We start from the raw sequence: 17,514 nt of genomic DNA, 5'->3' as shown, positions 1-17,514 counted from the left end.
TCGGGTTTTTAATTTACGGACCTAAGGCTAACTTATATGAGAATTTCTTTTCGGGATTCTTGTTACGAGTCATACTGACTCTGTGAAAAAACGTGGCATATCAATTAGATATAAGATTCTCTTACTTTTAACTTCTATCCCGTTGATTACGTTAACGGCATATCTCGTGTTGGCATTGCGGATCTTTGAAGACGATAAGATTGCTTACGTCTTTGATTCTTCCAGCAGCATGTCAGGAACGATGGCGGCTCAAATTAAGACACAGCTTAATGCTGTGCTGGGAACTGCCAAGCCGATCTATCAAGATTACCTTTCGGTTTATAAATTCACTCCTGTAGCGAAATCCATTTTCGACAATGAATATTCCATTGAAGATGTCGTGGTTTTCACTCCGGGCGCGAATGGCCAATATCAGAAAGTCGCGGCCCTGGAAAAAGTTCCTGATGGGGCAGACAACCTGATCAAGTCATTGCAGGCGAATCTTCCGATGTACTTTACAGAGGTGGACGCCAATCAACGGGTCGTGAAAGTTCCTTTCAACGACGACCGTGTTTTGATCATGGATAAAGTTTGGAATCAGGATAAAACCAAAGCCACAGTTTTCGCCCTGTTAGTGCGCATGAGTGAATCTGCAGAAATGTTCAATGCAGCGACTTCACAAAAAATTTATCTGATCGCCAAAGATGGCATGGTTTTGTTTGGTCCAACGAAAATGGTCGGTCAATACTTGCAATCCATCATCACGCCGAATTTCCTGACGGATACAGCCAGCAAAATCGGGCAGGGGGCTGAGACGGTAAAAGCTCCCAATGGTGTGGATTACCTCGTGTCTTTCTCGAAAGCGGGCTTTGGTGATTTGACGGTTGTAACGACGATTGAAAAATCCAAAGCATTGGGCGCGATGCAAATCTTGATCAGAAAGTCTTTGATCTTTTTCGGTATCTTGATTTCATTGACTGTGATTATCAGTCTTTTTGCTTCGACCGGTATCACGCAAGCTTTGACTCAATTGTTCTCTGCAACCAAGAAAGTCGCCGAAGGTGACTTCAATGTGCGCGTCGATGTGACCTCCACGGATGAAGTGGGAAGTCTTGCGGATAATTTCAATTTGATGGCGGCCGAGGTGTCCCGTCTGTTGGAGCAAACAGCTGAAAAAGCGCGTATGGAATCGGAGCTGCAAACCGCAAAAACGGTGCAAGAAACCCTGTTCCCGGATGCCAGAGCTAAAATCGGTCCTCTTTCCATTGCAGGTTTTTACGAACCAGCTTCGGAGTGTGGTGGTGACTGGTGGCATTACTGCCAAGTGGGCGAAAAGATCTTTTTGTGGATCGGGGATGCGACCGGGCATGGAGCTCCTGCCGCCTTGATCACGAGTGCCGCAAAATCGGCTTCGACGATCATCGAGCGCTTGGATATTTCTCCGGCGAAAGCGATGGAGCTTTTGAATCGCTCTATTTATGATGTTTCCAAAGGTCGCATCATGATGACTTTCTTCCTGGCAAGTTTCGATTTGCAAACGGGCAGACTGGTTTATTGTAACGCCTCCCATGAAGCGCCATTCTTGATCAAAAAATCCGACGATGCCTTAAAGAAAAAGGATTTAGTGGCCCTAAATGAAGTGAATAATCCCAGATTGGGACAGTCTCGTGAATCTCTTTATGAGCAAACGAGCATTCAGGTATCCCCCGGAGACGCTGTTTTCTTTTATACTGATGGTATCCCAGACATTCAAAATCCAGGGAAGAATGCCTGGGGCGAGCGCGAATTTATTAAAGCGCTGATCACGGCGAATAAAGATTTCCCTTCTGTTGCGGATTCTGTGGAGCGTTTTGTAACCAGTTTCCAAGCACACCGTCAGGGAGCGCCTTTAGTCGATGACGTGACCTTTTTTGTGGTGAAGAACGACGGTATTTAGTAAAATCATAAATGATTTTTTTATAGGTTAGATTTGTGCACCTCTTGTGCAAGATGAGTGGGAGAATTAAGGATGAGCAAACTCGACGTTAAAATGAACAAAGCAGCTAGTAAGTTGTCTGTTCAGATGAATGGAACAATCGACGAAGACGTTGATTTTTCCCAATTCGATTTGTCTGGCAATCAGGCGATTGAAATGGAACTTGCTGGCGTTAAGAGTATCAATTCTTGCGGTATCCGTGAGTGGATCAAGTGGATGGGTACGGCAGGTGCTGCTGACATCACATTTGCAAACTGCCCGAAAGTTATTGTCGACCAAATCAATATGGTAGATGGTTTTTTACCATCATCTGCGAAGGTGTCTTCGTTCTATGTTCCTTACTACAACGACGATTCCGGTGCCGAGAAGAATGTCCTATTCCGATACGGTACTGAGTTCAAAGAGGGTTCCGTAACGCCACCTGAGGCTGTTAAGGACGAGGACGGTAACGACATGGAAATGGACGTGATCGAGTCCAAATACTTCAAGTTCATCAAGAAGTAAAAACACCAGACAAGAGTCTGGGTTTAAGGTCTAGAAAGTGAAGCGAGTCCTGTGGTCCAGGCTCGCTTTCTTCATTTTAAACCTAAATATACGAGCATTTAAAGCCGAATAGAGAATCGTGAGTGATGCTAAAAGTAAAATCCTTATTTTGGAAGATGACGAGTCGGTCTCCACGGCACTGAAGGAAATTCTGAGCCGTGCAGGGCATTCCGTACTTGTTGCAAGCCGTCCTGATGAAGCGACAGGCATGCTCACGTCCAATAATATTGAATTTCTTTTCTGTGATTGTATGCTTCCGCAAATGACGGGGATGGATTTCATCGAGCGCACGCGCGCGGAAAATCCCAACCTTCGTTTCAAAGTCGTTTTGATGAGCGGTATCTTCACAGATAAAGCATTCATTCAAGAGGCGACGAACAAGACTCAGGCATTGGCCTTCTTGCGTAAGCCGTTTGAAATGGATCAAGTTCTAAAGCTGGTTAAGAAAGAAGCTTCTGCGAAAGAAGAGACTACAAGTGCTCGTAAGCTTCTTTATCAGATGTTCTCCAATCCCAAAGTGACCAATCGCCAAAAGCGTAAAGTTATCGAGTCGATTGAAGAAGTCAGCGGCTTTGACTTGCCGTTCTTGTATTCACTTTTGGTGGAAACTAAGAGCAGTGGTTATTTGAATATTTATAATTCTGATGGATCTGTTTCCGGTATCTCGTTCTGTAATGGCAATATTGTCGGCGTTGACGTTGATGATAAAACGACATTCCTGGGTGAGATGTTGATTCAAAGTGGTTACGCCACTCCGGGAGACGTGCAAACGGCTTTGCGTGATAAAAACAATCGCCGTATTGGTAACTATTTGATTCAGAACAATCAATTGAGCCCGCATGCGTTTGATTTGATCCTGATGGAGCAAATGAATATCCGTCTGGTGAAAACAATCGTGGATGAAAAAATCCGCGTGAACTTTGCGTCGGCAGAAGTTGAAATGTCCAATCCAAGTATCGATGCTGATGCGCTTTCGCACTATCTGCATGACTGGATTGCTTCGAAATTATCTTTGAACTGGTTGAAATCTTTCTACATGATCTGGACGGGCAACGTGATTGCGAAAAGTCCAACATACACGGATGATCATCCGGCACTTAGCATGTCGATGATTAAATCCCTGGATGGTTTTATGGCGAAGATTGACGGCGAGACGACGATCAATAAGCTTTTGGACGTCAAAGGCTATACAGAGATCGGCGTCTATAAGGCAGTCCACTTCCTTTTGACCAAGGGTTTGATTGTATTTGCTCAAAGAGCAGCTTTTGAATCTCCGGAAGTTCAATTGAAGTCTTTGCAAAAAATCTGGGCGAACCTTGAAGGTAAAAACGGTTTTGAAATCGTGGCCTACATGGAAAGCGGTACGATGGGCTCTTCATTGGAAAGTGTCCTTGAAGACTTCTTGACGACATTGGGCCCAGAACCTGTAGATTCAAAATCAGAAGTGGCGAATTTGTGGAATAAGATCAAGAAGGAAGCGGAAGACGCTGTTCTGGTTGCTCAAGACTCCAACAAAGCATCTGCATTCCGTCAAGAAGCTCAGCGCTCTGAGGCCGAGAACAAGCTTAAAGCTAATAGCATGATGGAAGATGTGAAGAAGGCCCTTCAGTATACGCAGTACTCTAAAGCCATGACTATGGTGACAGAGATTGCGAAATTGAATCCGCAGCAAGCTCAGCTTCATCTATATAGCTCTTGGGCAAAATTGGGTGTAGCGTCAACGGCTGACGGTGTTCGTCGTGCAGCGATTAGTAAAGAAGTTGAAATGGAGATGATGCAAGTACCTCCAGATGAGCGCTATGATGCTCTTTATCCATTCGTGATGGGTCTGTTCCAAAAGATCCGTGGTGATTTGGCCGGAGCCCGCAAACAGCTGGAAAAAGCAATTGCGATGGATGCATCGTTCATGTCAGCACGTCGTGAATTGTCGACTTTGAGTGCAGCAGCGAAAAATCAAAAACAAGACGTCTTCAATATGGACCTGAAACAAATGGTTTCAGGATTCTTCAAGAAGAAATAAAAAAGGCTCCCATGAGGAGCCTTTTCTTTTTCTAAATATCAATAATTTAGAATTTCCAGAAAGCCATGCCGTTTAGTTCAATTTGCAGGTCTTCTTTCGGAGCTGCGGGGTCGTATTTATAGCTCACAACACCCAGGCCGTATTTCAGATAGAAATCTTTTTTAAATTTATAGTAGCCATTACCTTCCAGGCGGTAAGCGTTGCTGACTTTAAAATCATCGCCCGTGCCGCTGGGGAAGTATTGCAATTTCAACTCAGACCATTCCATCATTTTTTTCAACCAATTAGCTGTCGGCTGATTCTGAACGAAAAAGCCCACGCCATAAACCATGGAGCTTGCGTCTTTGCCTTGAACCATTTGGAACGGAATGCTGAGACCCCAAGTTTCATCTTGTAAGTGGAAGCCGGGTGAAGCGCGCCAGATAAGTTCTGCCGTCGTCAAATCAACTTCAGGGTAGTCGGCATTTGTCGTTAAATGCTGATCACGGCTTAATGCCAAGCCCCAGTGTAGGCGAGTGCCATCCGAGTGAAGACCCAGGAAATTTTCAAACCACCACTCAAAGCCGAATGTCCCAAAGGCAATTCCTGAAGGCGTTTGGTAGCGAGCACCGATCCAAGCAGAAAACGGATTTCCGCGCTCGATATCGTATCCCGCCATGAAATTATCGGAACCTGATTTCACATTCACAAAGTGGCGAGTGCTTTTTCCAGAAGGCAAGTTGCTCAAAGTCCAACTGAATTGATGGCCATCGCCTTGGAAAAGTGCATCTTTATCAGCACCGTCGCCGCTGACCGATACGTCGGCAGGAGCGCTTCCTTCAAGCGTTACGCTGGAAGAATAAGTTTTCGTCACGGACTTTGAAGAAAGTGTCGGGCGGATTTTTGCCGGAGCAATGGCTCCGCGAACATAAAATTCTTGGCGCATGGGAATGTCGCCATCACCTTTAAGATACAAAAGGGGACGTTCTTTAGAAAGAACCACTTGCCAGCTGCCATCAGCCAAACGGCGCACTTTGCTGCCATCTGCGGGATCGGCTCCCGAAGCTGTCAGAACGATTCTTTGACCATTTTCAGTTTGCACGGCGTCTTTGAAATCAACGTCATTCATACGAGTCGCGATTTCCAGGAAAGCACCGGTTTGAGTCAGGGCTTTGAACGAAACGCTTTCGGAGCGGTCATTCAAGTAGATGATCCCTTGATTGCCCACGACTTTGCCATTGATTTCAACCTGAGCCGTTTTTTTAGAGGAAGAACGGGGACGGACTTCCAATTGGCCTTGTTGTGAAGAAAGATACAACTCTTTCGAGCACAGGTATGTTTGCGTTTCATCGCTTTGACGGTAAATACAGAATGTCATGAATGGCAGATACTTCATGTCGTCGACAATCTTAGCGTCTTTCAATTCCACAGTCAGGCTGGCCAAATCTGAACGAAGATTCTCCTGGTCGCGTTCATTCTTGGAGATCTTAACGTTTTCTTGATCCAGGCGAGTTGTGAAGATCGCTTTCCCGGCGTTGTTCTTGATCGCAAGCTCGCCATCTTTTAAAAGATCCGCCGGCCAAGTGAATCGCACTTTGTAAGGTGCATCGTTTTTCGTCGGTGCTTGCAGATCGAATGTCACTTTCGTGGAATCAATCAAAATATCGCCGACCTTGAGGCGGTCTTCATCCATCAAAGTATATTCAAATCTTTGCGGTAGAACCTGAAGATTGTTTTTACTGGCTTGAAACAGCATGGGTTTTCGCACATCCGCTTGAGCGACTGCGCTGGTAACAAGGGCTAAGAAGAAAATACTGCTGTTTTTCATGCCAAAAGCTCCTTGTTGATATCGTTGGCACTTTTATGGGCCATGATGGCGTTGATCACGGATAATGCCGTCGTCATTTTTGAAAGAAAATCCTTGTTGTGACCAATCACCACGCGACGGGCATGGCCATTCCAGGCTTCCATAATTTTTGAATTCAAAATTTCAGCTTCATCGAATGTTTCAGTACGAATCGGATTACTGAGGTCGTAATAGTCGACATCCGCTGTATCCAAATGCAGAACCCAGTCATAGCGATCAAATTCAGTTTGTTTGCTGGAATCAATGCTTTTAAAAAAGTTTTCAGAAGCAAACGGCCAGTACGCCAAAGCATCAATAGAACCGCGATCGCAAACGATCAAAGATTTTTGACTGGTTTTGCAAATCATGTCTTCAAGTTCTTTTTGAACGAAGTAAATCGCTCGTTGGGCATTGATCAAACCTTGAGGATCTTTGGTGCGGGGGAAACCACCGCGATAAAGAATGCTGGCGGCTTCAGGTACGACGGCGCATTTTTGTCCCAACTCTTTTTTCAGAGCTTCAATCAAAGTTGTTTTTCCGCCGGAAGGACCACCTGTAATAACGATTTTTACCTGTTTCATACTCCTAGGATCGGATAGAACCAAGCCTGAGGTCAAAGTAAAAATCAGAGCATATATCGCAGTCTGAAAGCAATTTTATAGAGGACACGGAGAAACCAGGATCTTGCGCCCAAGCTGGTCTCTGCGATGTTCTGGGAGTTCTCACAATCTTCATTCCATTGCGTCAGCATATTTTCCAAAGTGTCTTGGTCTTTAAAGTGGGCGATGACTTCAAGGTCGTGAAAGAGGCTGCGATAATTTAAATTAAAAGAGCCGACATAGACTTCATCATCGATAACCATGGTTTTCGCGTGTAAAATAGACTTTTGGTACTCAAAAACCGGAATGCCTTTTTGAATCAAGAAGCGCACCAGGAAAAACGATGCCCATTTGGAAAAAGGCACGTCGGATTTCCCGGGAATCAAAAGTCTGACATCAGCGCCACGTTCTTTTGCTTGCATCAAGACCCGCATCACCGAGCGTTTGGGGAGAAAATAGGCCGTTGTAATATAAACGCGATGTTTGGCGTGAGAGATTTTACGGAGCATGTCGCGATAAAGATGTTTTCGCATCTTTTGGGTGGTGTTCAATTGAACAGCGGAGCTTAACGGAGAAGAAGGCGCTCTCCACCTGCTGATCCACGACAAAAATCCTTTATATATAGTGCGCAGATAAGTGATTTGTGTCGCAATCACCAGTTGACGAACTGCGGGACCTTGCACGCGAACGCCTGTATCGCGCCACGCCTTATTGCCTACATATTTTGCACAATGAACTTGTGTGAAGTTCAGACTTCCCAAATAAGCTGTTTTTTCATCGAAAATAATCACTTTGCGATGATTGCGACGGTTCATACGTCTCCACCAGCTTGCTTTGCTGATGGTTTCAAAAGCAGGCAAGCGGTGCAGCCACGAAGATGGGTAGGGCATGATGTGAAATACGCGAAGTTCGATGCCATGTTGTTGGCAATAGCGCAAAACCGGCGGAATACTATAGTAAGAACCGAACCCATCAAGAATCAATTTAACGGAAACACCTCTTTTTACGGCGTGTGAAAGCTCACTCAGAATGTTTTCTGTCAGCTTGTCGAGATCGAAAATATAGCTTTCAATAGTAATGGATTCTTTCGCATTTTGAATGTCTTGAATCAGACTTTCAAAATAAGCATCACCATTATGAAACAGCTTTACGGCACTCCATGAATCCATATGCTGCATTGTTCAATAATTAATTAAAAAAGTCGACAGCAAAGCAAGGGGGAGGGCAAACTTGAAATCTATGGCATCAAGCAAAATAAGAACTATTAAAAAAATTGTGACAGTAAGTCTTCTCGGTGCAATGTGTTGGGGCAGCGCTTTGGCGCAAGCATCCGTTCCTGCGGGCAAAACACGTGTGATCTATTTCGGTATGCAGAACCAGGCTGACTTTGAATTGAAAGTGAAGCCCGTTTTTGATTCCACGGCATCGTGCAAAAATTGCGAAATTATCAACTATACTCCGTACACAGCTGAAGGCACTGTGGATGAGGCAGCGATGCATGAACGCATCAACACTCTTCCAGCAGATACAAGTTTTGTATTCTTGGATTTCAACTTGAAATCTAATGAGCAAAGCAAAGCGTTCTTGGATGCTTTGAACAAGCGCGCAGACAGCGGCATGATCGTTGTGGGTTCTGCGGGTGCTCCTAAGACGAATGAAGCTTCAGGTCCGTTGACTCGCACGGTGTTGGGGCAAGTCCACAATGCAGTGATCATTGGCGAGTTGGGTGACAGAGATCGTTTGATGCCTTCTGCATTCTATGGTCCTGAAATGCTAACAGCACTTCGTCCACCCAAAGATAAATTGGGGCAAGGCCAAGCGCCTTTGATCTTCGCTGCTAATTTGGCTGATAAATGGAATAAACGCACGCCTCAAGAGTGGACAGATTATTTCAAAAGCAAAAAACAAAAGAATCGCAAAATCTGGATGGATCTAAACGATTTGTTCTAAGGAAAAGGCTGGGTAATCCCGGCCTTTTTTATTTCTAAAGGTAAGTCCGTACTTTTTAGCGCCCCGGGAAAAGCACGATGCGATCGTGGTGTTTGTCGGGGATCCGAGATTTGATTAAGCGAAGGGCTTCGGCATCGGAGTAACGGCTGGAGATGTGAATCAGCACGATTTGTTCGGATTCGATTTCATCAAGATGGGGAATGATCTCATCTAAATGGGTATGACCCCATTCGCGAGCATTCGCGATGGTTTTTCGATCGTCCAGGTAGGTGGACTCCATGATCAAGATCTTTGATTTCTTCACCCAAGGGCGAACGCCTAAAAACTCAATCTGAGTGTCGCCAGTGAAAGTGACCATCGGGTGGTGGTGTATTTCATTTACATCTTCACCTTTGCGACGCAGATTTACGATATCTTCCTGCGATTTCCCCTGAAGATCCGCACGCAACTTTTTTGACGTTTCAAACAGGGTGTAGCCGAAGGATTCAATCCGGTGAGTGGTTGGAAACACCTTAACATAATTTTGCTGGTTGATTTCGATTTCATCGTCGGCTTTCACCGGGATGAATTCGAACTTGTACTGATGACCCTCGATTTTTTCCCACTCGCGCATGATATTGGTCATCGGTTCGACCAGGCTTCCGGGCATATAAAACTGCGCCGCATTTTGCGAGGTCATGGCTTTTTGGGAAATGATGTAGGGGATTCCAGCGGCATGGTCCAAGTGGCCATGGCTGATAAAGAATTTCTTAAGATTCAAAAGATAGGGGAAGCCCTGAGCCACGTCGAAACTTAAAGAAAGCTCCGGCATGGCGATGGCGGTGCGGATGCCCGAAAGGGAAAGGCCATGGAATTTATATTTTTGATAACTCCAGCTTTCCCCAGCAACGACGGACATCCTGAGCCTTTCTTTCGCTGATGTTACATGCAGCGAGCAACGATATCGTGACCCAACCAAGCAACTGGTGACTTCGGAGTCCATGAATCGTGAAGCATCACATAGCCACAAGATTTAAAGACAACTTCAGACAAAACAGCTGTGATCAGATTCTTCTGATCCTTATGCAAATCAAATAGATAGTCCGAAGACTTCAACATGTACTCCATCTGATCCTGACGAGTATGTTGCGGCCACTGGTCGTACTTTGTAAACTCCAAAGTCAGTGGATTTGTCAGATATTCGTCGGTGAAAGCCTTGATATGTTCAAAGGTCACGCCGTCTTTCAAAAGCTCCTGACATTGTTTCAAAACTTGTTCGCCGTGTTTTTTATCTCCGGCGTCTTTTTGAATAGCTGTAACCAAAGGGTAAAGTGATACTTCAACACCTTGGAACACCGAGCTTGAGTTCGTCAAAATCTCTGGGCAGTTGTAAACGCAACAATGGATGCCTTGTTTTGCAAAGGCGATGGAGTGATCTTCCAACGCCATCTTCGCCCAACCTTGGAAGTAGCAAGTGTAAGTCTGCCATTTATAATCGTTTTTAATCAAAACCTCCGTGCCGTGGTAACCGTAAGCTGTGTAAGAAACATGGCTGCCCGAAGCTTCCAATTTTTTACGAAGCGGTGCCGAAATTTCAACCAAGTGTTTGAAAGTTTCAGAAGTTACTTCTTTAAAGTTGCGCAAACAGAACTGACCGATTTCAGAATCCATCAAAGCTTGCGAGCCCACGTGGCGATCGCCCGTGCCCTTACAAACGCGATTTAAAATCGGCATAATGATTTTAGTGCGGGGAACACCACCGGCCATCAAATGAGCAAACAAAACGTTCGCTCCCGCTGGGATGTGTTTTTCTAGTTCTTTGATGAAAATCTCAGTGTTCTTTTTGAAACGTTCAGAACCCGCTTTTTGTGATTCATCAATCGCTTTCCAATCAAGCTTGGCATTTTCCCACTCGCCCAATTTGATTCCGGCCAATTGATCACAAGGAGTCACGCCATTTGTTGCGGGCTCCATATCGAATCCGGCTTCCAAAGGAACGTTGATAAAAGGTTGGGGGATATTGGCTGTTTCTTCAGCATTCAACGCGCGCAAAGTTCCGTCTTTTTCACGACGACCGACAGTTGCACGAACGATCGTCATTCCACGACGTTCAGCTTCTTCGACTAAACCGTTGGCATAACCACGGGAGAATAGTTCGCCGAACAAAACAAGGACATCGCCTTTTTTGTAGGGGCTCAGAGCTGGTTTTTCCTTAAGCGGGAATAGTTGCGTCATTTTTTACCTCGTATTTGAAAGGGGACATAGTTATCTGCCTCCCAACAAGAATCAAGTTTTCACTTTATTTTCGCTCTGCGGGGTTAACAGAACTCTGACAATGGAGCGGCACATCTTACTGGCTTTGGCCGCGAAAATAGCCGACGATTTTTATATGCAAAGGAGTGCATTATGAAACGGAATTTATTGACGGTTTTAGCTCTGATTTTATCAGGAACTATCGCCTTCGCGACAGAGGCAGCGCCAGATTGCATAGCAAATGGGCAACCCATCCCAGTCATCAACGAACAGATCTTGCTTTGGAAGAAACAAACTAAGAATCAGTACAAAAATCGCGGCCATATTTATGGTGTCGTGACGAATATCTACCAAGGCAAAGCCAGCCACCAGCATTTCCAAGTTAAAATCGGCGATGGTCCTCGCGATACGATCGAAGTGATTTACAACACAAGCTTTCGCGAAATCGACAACCTGCGCATCGGCGGTGTGGTTGAGGCGTGCGGTGATTACATCACTTCTAATGCCAAAGCGGGTCACTATAAACCGTCTCCAGATGGTGCGATCCTTCACTGGGTTCACGAATCAACAAACAGCCGTCATGACTCCGGTTATGTGATGGTCGATGGCGTTTTGCACGGAATGCCCCATGGTCGCCCGTTCTATGACTGGGAACCAGATTTTGACTCCCTTCAACCAGCCATGTAGTCTTCTTTTATAGGAGACAAGAAATGCGTGTGGTTTGCATGGTCCCATCGTGGACCGAGACATTGTTAAGAGCTGGAATCAATGTTGTCGGCCGCACGCGTTTTTGTATTCATCCCGAAAAAATGATCACCAATATTCCCATTGTCGGTGGGACCAAGGAAGTTTCCTGGGATCTGGTGATGGATCTTAAACCTGACATCGTTCTGTTGGATCAGGAAGAAAATCCCTATGAAATGGCGGAAGAGTGCCCGGTTAAGTACGTGGCAACGCACGTTCATTCTCTTGAAACTCTTCAGCAAGAATTAGTGAAGCTCGGCGAATTTTTCGAAAACGCAACATTGATGGAAATGGCCGTGGATTGCCTGGATATTTTAGAAAAACCCACGCCTGCATTTGATTCCCGAAAAATTCCAGGGTTTTTGGACTGGGTGAAAATCCCTCATCAGAATTACAGCGAAGTTTTGTACCTGATCTGGAAAAAACCGTGGATGGCAGTCAGCAAAGAAACCTATATCGGATCTGTTTTAAACAAACTTGGAATGAAAGTGGTCGAGTTTCCCGAAGGGGAAAAGTATCCTGTCATCGAACTGGAAGATCACCCGAATGCTCTTTGTCTGTTTTCTTCAGAACCTTTTCCTTTTGCCAAAAAGATTTCAGACCTTAAGGGCCTGGGAGTGGAAGGAGCCATCGTGAACGGGGAATCGTTCTCGTGGTTCGGTTACCGCTCGATCCAGTTTCTTAAGGAGACTCTGAAATAATGACGACCCGAAATATTCTTTCCGCGGGAGTGGTCCCATTCAGTAATAACAAAGAGGGCGTAAGATTTCTGATTCTACGCAGTTTCAACTATTGGGATTTTCCCAAAGGCGAAGTGGAATCCAAGGAAGATCCTTTCAAAGCAGCTTTGCGTGAAATGAAAGAAGAAACCAGCCTGCTTCCCAAAGACTTCCCCTTCGGTCACGACTACTATGAAACCGAACGCTATGGGCAGGGGAAAGTCGCACGCTATTATATCGGCTTGGTCGAAGGCACTCCAGAAATTGAAATGCCCATCAGTGAGGTGTTGGGTGCGCCTGAACATCATGAATATCGTTGGGCATCAGCAGATGAGTGTAAGTACTTATTTGGCCCAAGACTCAATCGAGTTTTAACTTGGGCCTTAGAGAAAATTAATTCCTGAACATACCTGGGCTGGTTGGTAAGCCTGCAGAGAACATCTTCGTGATCATGTCCGTAGTGTCAGTCACAGTCGCTTCTTTCGCTTGCGCCGTCGCAGGCATAATCACATTGCCTTTGATGGCTGCAACGAACTTATTGAAGTCCGTCGTGGAGCGCAAAGCCAGGAAGAAGTTACGATTGCGATCATCGCCATTATCCTGCATTTGCGTACTGGATGTTTCTTGTGCGATCAAATAGAAGTTTTCAGTCACATCCACTGGCAAAGTACGATCCGTACCTTCACACAACATCAAGCCACGAGTGACAGCAGCTGCAGTTTCGTTTTCGCTCAAAGCCGGATTCAAGATATTCACGTAATCAGAGCGACGGATGTCATACCAAGGTTTTTGACCTTTGATGAACAATGCCGGATTTAATTTTACGATCGCACATTGTTCGTATTGACCCACGCGCACTTTGATTTTGCTTTGTTGAACCGTCATCGTTGTCGACGTGTTCACACCGATACCGTTTGCTGTGGCTTGAGCTTCTGCCCATGACAAAGACACACCCGCATCCGCGCCGACAGAGAAGAACTCCAAGAACTTAAAGCTTAGACCCGCTTTAGCACCTACACTTTGCGAGAACGTTCTGGATTTAGAGTGACTTAAACCAAAGCTTGTACCGACTTGCAAACCTTGATTGTAACCTTGCAAGTAACGGCTGCCCATGACCTTTTTAACGTTCATACGGCGTTCGATTTGGAAGAACGCTTCAGGATTTTTCTTAACCGTGCTCATGCAATCGCCACCGAACAAAGTCGCGAACTGAGTTTGGATCGCTCCACCTTTTTCGCGGTTCATACGTGGCAAGTAGTCTTGCGCCCAGAAAGCACAAAGTTTTTGTGCGGTGTCTGCTGTCAATTTGCCTGTCGTCACGATATCAGCAAGATCTTTTTTCGTCGTCAAAAGGCGAGGGTTGCGCCCCACCATTGAAGGTACCAAAGCACCCAGTGTGTTGTAGTTCACAGCGGTGTTTAAAGTGATCAAGTCCAAGTTGTTATTGATCGCATAAGTCGCCGGTTTCGCCAAAGCAACCTGGTTTTTCATGCGCTCCGATTGTTCAATCTGACCTTGGTTGATGATCTGTTGGATTGTCGGTTTTTGAACGTTGTCACCCTTGCCTTCAAGCAAGAATTTATTGATGGCAGACGCGTCGGCCACGCGCACGTTACGTCCGGCTTCATCCACATTCAGAACCACCGGGCCCATGAAGGTCGGAGTTTCAAGCTGACTTGTTTTGTCGATAGCTGAATCCAAGGAAGCTTTCGCATCCTTCATTGCCAGTTGACCGTCTTTACCGACTTGAACTTTAGATTCATCAACAGGGTAGATCTCGATCAGCATGTTGTTACGATTCCCCAAGGCTTTCAAATCTTGAGTTTGGAATTGAATCTCTGTGTTGATTTGACCTGTCAGAACCGTCACAAGTTTCTGGGCATAGGAAACCACAGTTCTTTTAGAGTCGTAATCCGCATTTTTAACCACAGCCATTTTTAGCAAGTAAGTACCATCACGAAGCTTTTGAACTTCGGAACGACCGTTCGATAGACTTGAATACACCAGCAAATGTGGATCCATACGAACTTGGATTTTTTTTGTCACATTTAAATTGAATAAAGAATCCACAGAGTAGCTGTAAGAAACCGTGTTGTAGCTGTAAGCATCCAACATCACTTGCGTGCGTGGACGGTTTTCCATCTTACAATCCAAGATCAACTTTTCAGTTGGATCGATGTAACGAGCGTCACGACCCATGGGACCCCAAGTTTCCCAAGGATTTACCAACATTGGTACCGTTTCGTTCATTCCCAATTCTTTATTGGAAATCATCACAGAACCTTTAAGGAAACGTTGGCAATCAAAGTACTTAAACTTGATGCTTTCGTCCCAAGTGATGCAAGAGTTGTTATCTGTTTTGATATTTACAGTTTGTGCTGCCTCAGTCGTATTTTGACGGAATTTGGTGATCGTGAATGTGTGTGCACGAGTTGTTTTTTGATCCAAACCACTCTTAACACATGCTTTTACGCTATAGATCACTTCACGAGTTGCCGTTGTTTCTTCGCCCACGCGAATGAATTTATATTCCAACTGGGAAACTTCGATTTTCGGTTTTTGGTACGTCTCATCGTCGACCGTGTTAGCACCCGTTTTTGACGGTTGAATCATTTGTGCATTCACGAACTCTGATAATTTAAAGTCTTTAGATTGAGCCACTTGAGAGCTGACCTTCAACATGTTCGTACCTTTGATTTGGTCGTACTCGCTCATCATGAAGAAACCTTGGAAGGGTGTAAGGCCTTCTGGGCCGTCAAGGGGAGCTAGTTCCAAACCAAAAGCAACTTGGCCACGAGTTGGAACCGCATTCAAGGAAATCGGAGCTTTCAAACTTAAAGTACCGTTGGCCATCGAAGTCGTAATGACTTCGGATTGCGCCAAAAGACGGTGAATTTCCTGGTTTTTTTCAGTGTAGATATGGATCAGGCTCATGCGCGCTTTGAACGTGCCTGAAGCTAGGGTTTTAAGAATGAACTCGCCATTCATTTTGGTTAATTGCACGGAAGGAGCGCCACGGAATTCTGCGATCAAAGTCACTCCGTCAGAGGTCATCTTTTGTTCGTTCACGAACAGACGGCCGTCTTCCACCCACAATTTGCGCGTGCGCGGTTTGTCGTCTGTGCCAAATCCCTTAAGAGCTTGTTGGATCGCTTTTTTATCAGAAACCAGTTGGTCCACTTGCTCTTTACGCAAGTCAACCACTGCCGGCAAAGTTTCACCGTGAGACCAAGGGTTGATCGCAAGGTCGATCTCACGAGTCCCTTTTTGCAACCCCAAGCCTTGAATATGACGAGTCACTTCAATGTATTGAGAGTTCGCAAGATAGTTGTATTTGATTTTTTCAGACCAGTTGATGCAACCAGCAGCATCAGATGTCACTGTTTGGTCTACTTCAGTGACTTTGAATTTATGGCCCGCGATCGTTTTATTGTAAGCGACATCTTTTACGCAAACAGAGAAGTTGAATACTTTAGATTCAGGCAAAGCAAAAGCGCCCGCCGTTTGTTCAGAGGCAGCAGATCCTTTGATGCTGTCGATTGTGAAGGTCGCAGCTTCAGAGCTGCCTTCTGTCTTGTCTTTTGGAGAAGGCAGGTTACACGCTGCCAGCGTCAAAAGGTTCAATCCTAAAATGACTTTTACGAAAAACATTTTAGATGTTGGCATAAGAAGTCTCCAGCTTAATCATAATTGTCTTCTCGCGTGATTGAACAGTGTTCGTGAACATAACTTCAGCGTCTTTATAAGAGGCGCCCAAGTTGTATCCCTGTTTTAAGAAATTCAAGTAACCACTCACTTCATATCCAATACGGTTTGTTTCATAGCCGCGGGAGTTGAAGTAAGAAACCGCAGCTTCTGGAGCCACAGAGTAGTATTTGCCTTTTAAAGTGATATCCAAAGCCGAAGACACATGCAGGATGCTACCCAAAGCCACATTATAGGCCGTGTTCACATCCTCTTTGGCTTCAGTGTTTTTAACGTACTCAGATTCCAAGGTGATATCCAGCAAAGTTCCCAATGGAATTTGCATTTCCGTGCTGGCTTCGACGCCGGCATATTTGTTTACGAATTCATAGTGAGCGTCAGAAACCGTGTTCACTTCATTACCCAACAGCATGGACTGTTGAGCCACTGCTGACGGCAGATTGTTGTAGATGAAATAGCCCACTTTATTTTTCCAGAAAGCATTCTTGGAAGAGTTAAAGTTTAAGCGCAACGATGCGGAGTTAAGGCTTGGAGTAGGCTCTTTTTCCTGGGTGTTCGTGCTTAACGAAGTCGATGTCGGAATAGCTGATTCAATCACTAAACCCGCGATGCCAGGGCCTACTCTGAAAAGGCTTTGCATGCGCGCAGAAGGGAAGGCGATAGAATCTACCAGTAAAGACGTATGGTTATAACGCTGATCCAAAGCCCCGGCTGCTAATTGGAAGAAGCTTGCTGGTTTAAACATCAAGCCAGCTTGGTTCAATAGGATCGAGTTTTTCATGTTGTCTGCGCCGTCCAATGTCTGAGCTTGGCCAGAAACCAAACGGATCGCAGGTTGAAGATCGATATAAAGTAAATTGCTTAAGATATACTTGGATTTAACCTCTAAACGCAGGTCCACGTAAGTCGCTTGAGTTTGCTCATCGCCCTCATCCGCGCCCTTCATAGATAAACGCCACTCCGCTGAGAACTTTTTCTTCTCAGAGTCGGTTGATACGTTGGTCACAGACGTGCCTTGAGCGAAGACTTTAGTCGCCAGTATCAAAATGAGACAAAGTGATGTAATAGCGGCCGTTTTCATAAAACCCCAGTACCACCGTTCACTTCAAGTTCTGTGCACACAAGTTGGGAGGCCTATTCTTATATATTACAAATAGGATACGGCTGGAGCACCCGGTGACAAAAAGGGCTGGTCACTTTCCGGGGAGAGGTATCGGGGAAGG

14 protein-coding genes are annotated in these 17,514 nt (G+C 45.3%); 7 read left to right on the top strand and 7 right to left on the bottom strand.

The genetic code is table 11. The features are described from left to right. The first annotated feature begins 166 nt into the window (after positions 1 to 166). The 3 genes from DOM22_RS12610 to DOM22_RS12600 all read left to right on the top strand — a co-directional run bounded on the left by DOM22_RS12610 (position 167) and on the right by DOM22_RS12600 (position 4,517). Positions 167 to 1,915 (top strand): SpoIIE family protein phosphatase, encoded by a 1,749-nt coding sequence (locus DOM22_RS12610; RefSeq protein WP_246845623.1) that lies wholly within the window; start codon positions 167 to 169, stop codon positions 1,913 to 1,915. Positions 1,916 to 1,987: 72 nt separating this feature from the next. Further along, positions 1,988 to 2,458 (top strand): hypothetical protein, encoded by a 471-nt coding sequence (locus tag DOM22_RS12605; protein WP_142700715.1) that lies wholly within the window; start codon positions 1,988 to 1,990, stop codon positions 2,456 to 2,458. Positions 2,459 to 2,576: 118 nt separating this feature from the next. Further along, positions 2,577 to 4,517: a response regulator gene (locus tag DOM22_RS12600; RefSeq protein ID WP_142700714.1), complete on the top strand. Its 1,941-nt coding sequence runs from the start codon at positions 2,577 to 2,579 to the stop codon at positions 4,515 to 4,517. A 46-nt stretch (positions 4,518 to 4,563) separates the two neighbouring features. On the opposite strand, the gene DOM22_RS12595 is transcribed toward DOM22_RS12600, so the two are convergent. The 3 genes from DOM22_RS12595 to DOM22_RS12585 are packed head-to-tail and all read right to left on the bottom strand — an operon-like array spanning position 4,564 to position 8,110. Continuing rightward, positions 4,564 to 6,324, bottom strand: coding sequence for a hypothetical protein (locus tag DOM22_RS12595; protein WP_142700713.1), 1,761 nt, complete (start codon positions 6,322 to 6,324; stop codon positions 4,564 to 4,566). Continuing rightward, entirely contained in the window at positions 6,321 to 6,923 is a 603-nt protein-coding gene (locus DOM22_RS12590; RefSeq protein ID WP_142700712.1) for an ATP-binding protein, read from the bottom strand. Before DOM22_RS12590 ends, DOM22_RS12595 begins: the two co-directional genes overlap by 4 nt. Before the next feature lie 44 nt (positions 6,924 to 6,967). After that, the gene (locus tag DOM22_RS12585) at positions 6,968 to 8,110 is read right to left on the bottom strand and encodes a phosphatidylserine/phosphatidylglycerophosphate/cardiolipin synthase family protein (RefSeq protein WP_142700711.1); all 1,143 of its coding nucleotides are present in this window, start codon (positions 8,108 to 8,110) and stop codon (positions 6,968 to 6,970) included. A 70-nt stretch (positions 8,111 to 8,180) separates the two neighbouring features. On the opposite strand from DOM22_RS12585, the gene DOM22_RS12580 reads away from it, so the two are divergent. Next, a complete protein-coding gene (locus tag DOM22_RS12580; RefSeq protein WP_142702219.1) occupies positions 8,181 to 8,891 on the top strand; it encodes a hypothetical protein in 711 nt (236 codons plus the stop codon). 55 nt (positions 8,892 to 8,946) lie between these two features. Here DOM22_RS12580 and DOM22_RS12575 read toward each other — a convergent pair whose 3' ends face one another. Together DOM22_RS12575 and DOM22_RS12570 are read right to left on the bottom strand one after the other, a co-directional pair. Next, positions 8,947 to 9,789, bottom strand: coding sequence for an MBL fold metallo-hydrolase (locus DOM22_RS12575; protein WP_142702218.1), 843 nt, complete (start codon positions 9,787 to 9,789; stop codon positions 8,947 to 8,949). Positions 9,790 to 9,812: 23 nt separating this feature from the next. Continuing rightward, positions 9,813 to 11,105 carry a hypothetical protein gene (locus tag DOM22_RS12570; protein WP_142700710.1) on the bottom strand — a complete coding sequence of 431 codons (1,293 nt, stop codon included), beginning with the start codon at positions 11,103 to 11,105 and terminating at the stop codon, positions 9,813 to 9,815. 171 nt (positions 11,106 to 11,276) lie between these two features. Here DOM22_RS12570 and DOM22_RS12565 point away from each other — a divergent pair, with 171 nt between their 5' ends. From DOM22_RS12565 to DOM22_RS12555, 3 genes are read left to right on the top strand one after another with little or no spacing between them, the layout of a single operon-like run. Further along, positions 11,277 to 11,810, top strand: a complete 534-nt coding sequence (locus DOM22_RS12565; RefSeq protein WP_142700709.1) for a DUF3465 domain-containing protein — start codon at positions 11,277 to 11,279, stop codon at positions 11,808 to 11,810. 23 nt (positions 11,811 to 11,833) lie between these two features. Then, entirely contained in the window at positions 11,834 to 12,568 is a 735-nt protein-coding gene (locus DOM22_RS12560; protein WP_246845622.1) for a helical backbone metal receptor, read from the top strand. Continuing rightward, positions 12,568 to 12,990 (top strand): NUDIX domain-containing protein, encoded by a 423-nt coding sequence (locus DOM22_RS12555; protein ID WP_142700708.1) that lies wholly within the window; start codon positions 12,568 to 12,570, stop codon positions 12,988 to 12,990. The genes DOM22_RS12560 and DOM22_RS12555 overlap by 1 nt, the downstream gene beginning before the upstream one ends. On the opposite strand, the gene DOM22_RS12550 is transcribed toward DOM22_RS12555, so the two are convergent. Together DOM22_RS12550 and DOM22_RS12545 are read right to left on the bottom strand one after the other, a co-directional pair. Beyond that, complete coding sequence (locus DOM22_RS12550; RefSeq protein ID WP_142700707.1) at positions 12,980 to 16,252, bottom strand: hypothetical protein; 3,273 nt, start codon at positions 16,250 to 16,252, stop codon at positions 12,980 to 12,982. The two genes, DOM22_RS12555 and DOM22_RS12550, sit on opposite strands and share 11 nt — an antisense overlap. Then, the gene (locus tag DOM22_RS12545; RefSeq protein WP_142700706.1) at positions 16,239 to 17,372 is read right to left on the bottom strand and encodes a hypothetical protein; all 1,134 of its coding nucleotides are present in this window, start codon (positions 17,370 to 17,372) and stop codon (positions 16,239 to 16,241) included. The genes DOM22_RS12550 and DOM22_RS12545 overlap by 14 nt, the downstream gene beginning before the upstream one ends. Positions 17,373 to 17,514: the final 142 nt, after the last annotated feature.

The organism is Bdellovibrio sp. ZAP7 (assembly GCF_006874645.1).
In the GTDB taxonomy this organism is placed as follows: domain Bacteria; phylum Bdellovibrionota; class Bdellovibrionia; order Bdellovibrionales; family Bdellovibrionaceae; genus Bdellovibrio.
Note: the sequence above shows the minus strand (reverse complement) of the source record. Positions and strands in the feature narration are given on the sequence as shown.

Bases quoted from the DNA above. Each gene is read 5' to 3' on its own strand.
- DOM22_RS12605 (WP_142700715.1), top strand. From the start codon at position 1,988: ATGAGCAAACTCGACGTTAAAATGAACAAAGCAGCTAGTAAGTTGTCT.
- DOM22_RS12595 (WP_142700713.1), bottom strand. From the start codon at position 6,324: ATGAAAAACAGCAGTATTTTCTTCTTAGCCCTTGTTACCAGCGCAGTC.
- DOM22_RS12590 (WP_142700712.1), bottom strand. From the start codon at position 6,923: ATGAAACAGGTAAAAATCGTTATTACAGGTGGTCCTTCCGGCGGAAAA.
- DOM22_RS12585 (WP_142700711.1), bottom strand. From the start codon at position 8,110: ATGGATTCATGGAGTGCCGTAAAGCTGTTTCATAATGGTGATGCTTAT.
- DOM22_RS12580 (WP_142702219.1), top strand. From the start codon at position 8,181: ATGGCATCAAGCAAAATAAGAACTATTAAAAAAATTGTGACAGTAAGT.
- DOM22_RS12575 (WP_142702218.1), bottom strand. From the start codon at position 9,789: ATGTCCGTCGTTGCTGGGGAAAGCTGGAGTTATCAAAAATATAAATTC.
- DOM22_RS12570 (WP_142700710.1), bottom strand. From the start codon at position 11,105: ATGACGCAACTATTCCCGCTTAAGGAAAAACCAGCTCTGAGCCCCTAC.
- DOM22_RS12565 (WP_142700709.1), top strand. From the start codon at position 11,277: ATGAAACGGAATTTATTGACGGTTTTAGCTCTGATTTTATCAGGAACT.
- DOM22_RS12560 (WP_246845622.1), top strand. From the start codon at position 11,834: ATGCGTGTGGTTTGCATGGTCCCATCGTGGACCGAGACATTGTTAAGA.
- DOM22_RS12555 (WP_142700708.1), top strand. From the start codon at position 12,568: ATGACGACCCGAAATATTCTTTCCGCGGGAGTGGTCCCATTCAGTAAT.
- DOM22_RS12550 (WP_142700707.1), bottom strand. From the start codon at position 16,252: ATGCCAACATCTAAAATGTTTTTCGTAAAAGTCATTTTAGGATTGAAC.
- DOM22_RS12545 (WP_142700706.1), bottom strand. From the start codon at position 17,372: ATGAAAACGGCCGCTATTACATCACTTTGTCTCATTTTGATACTGGCG.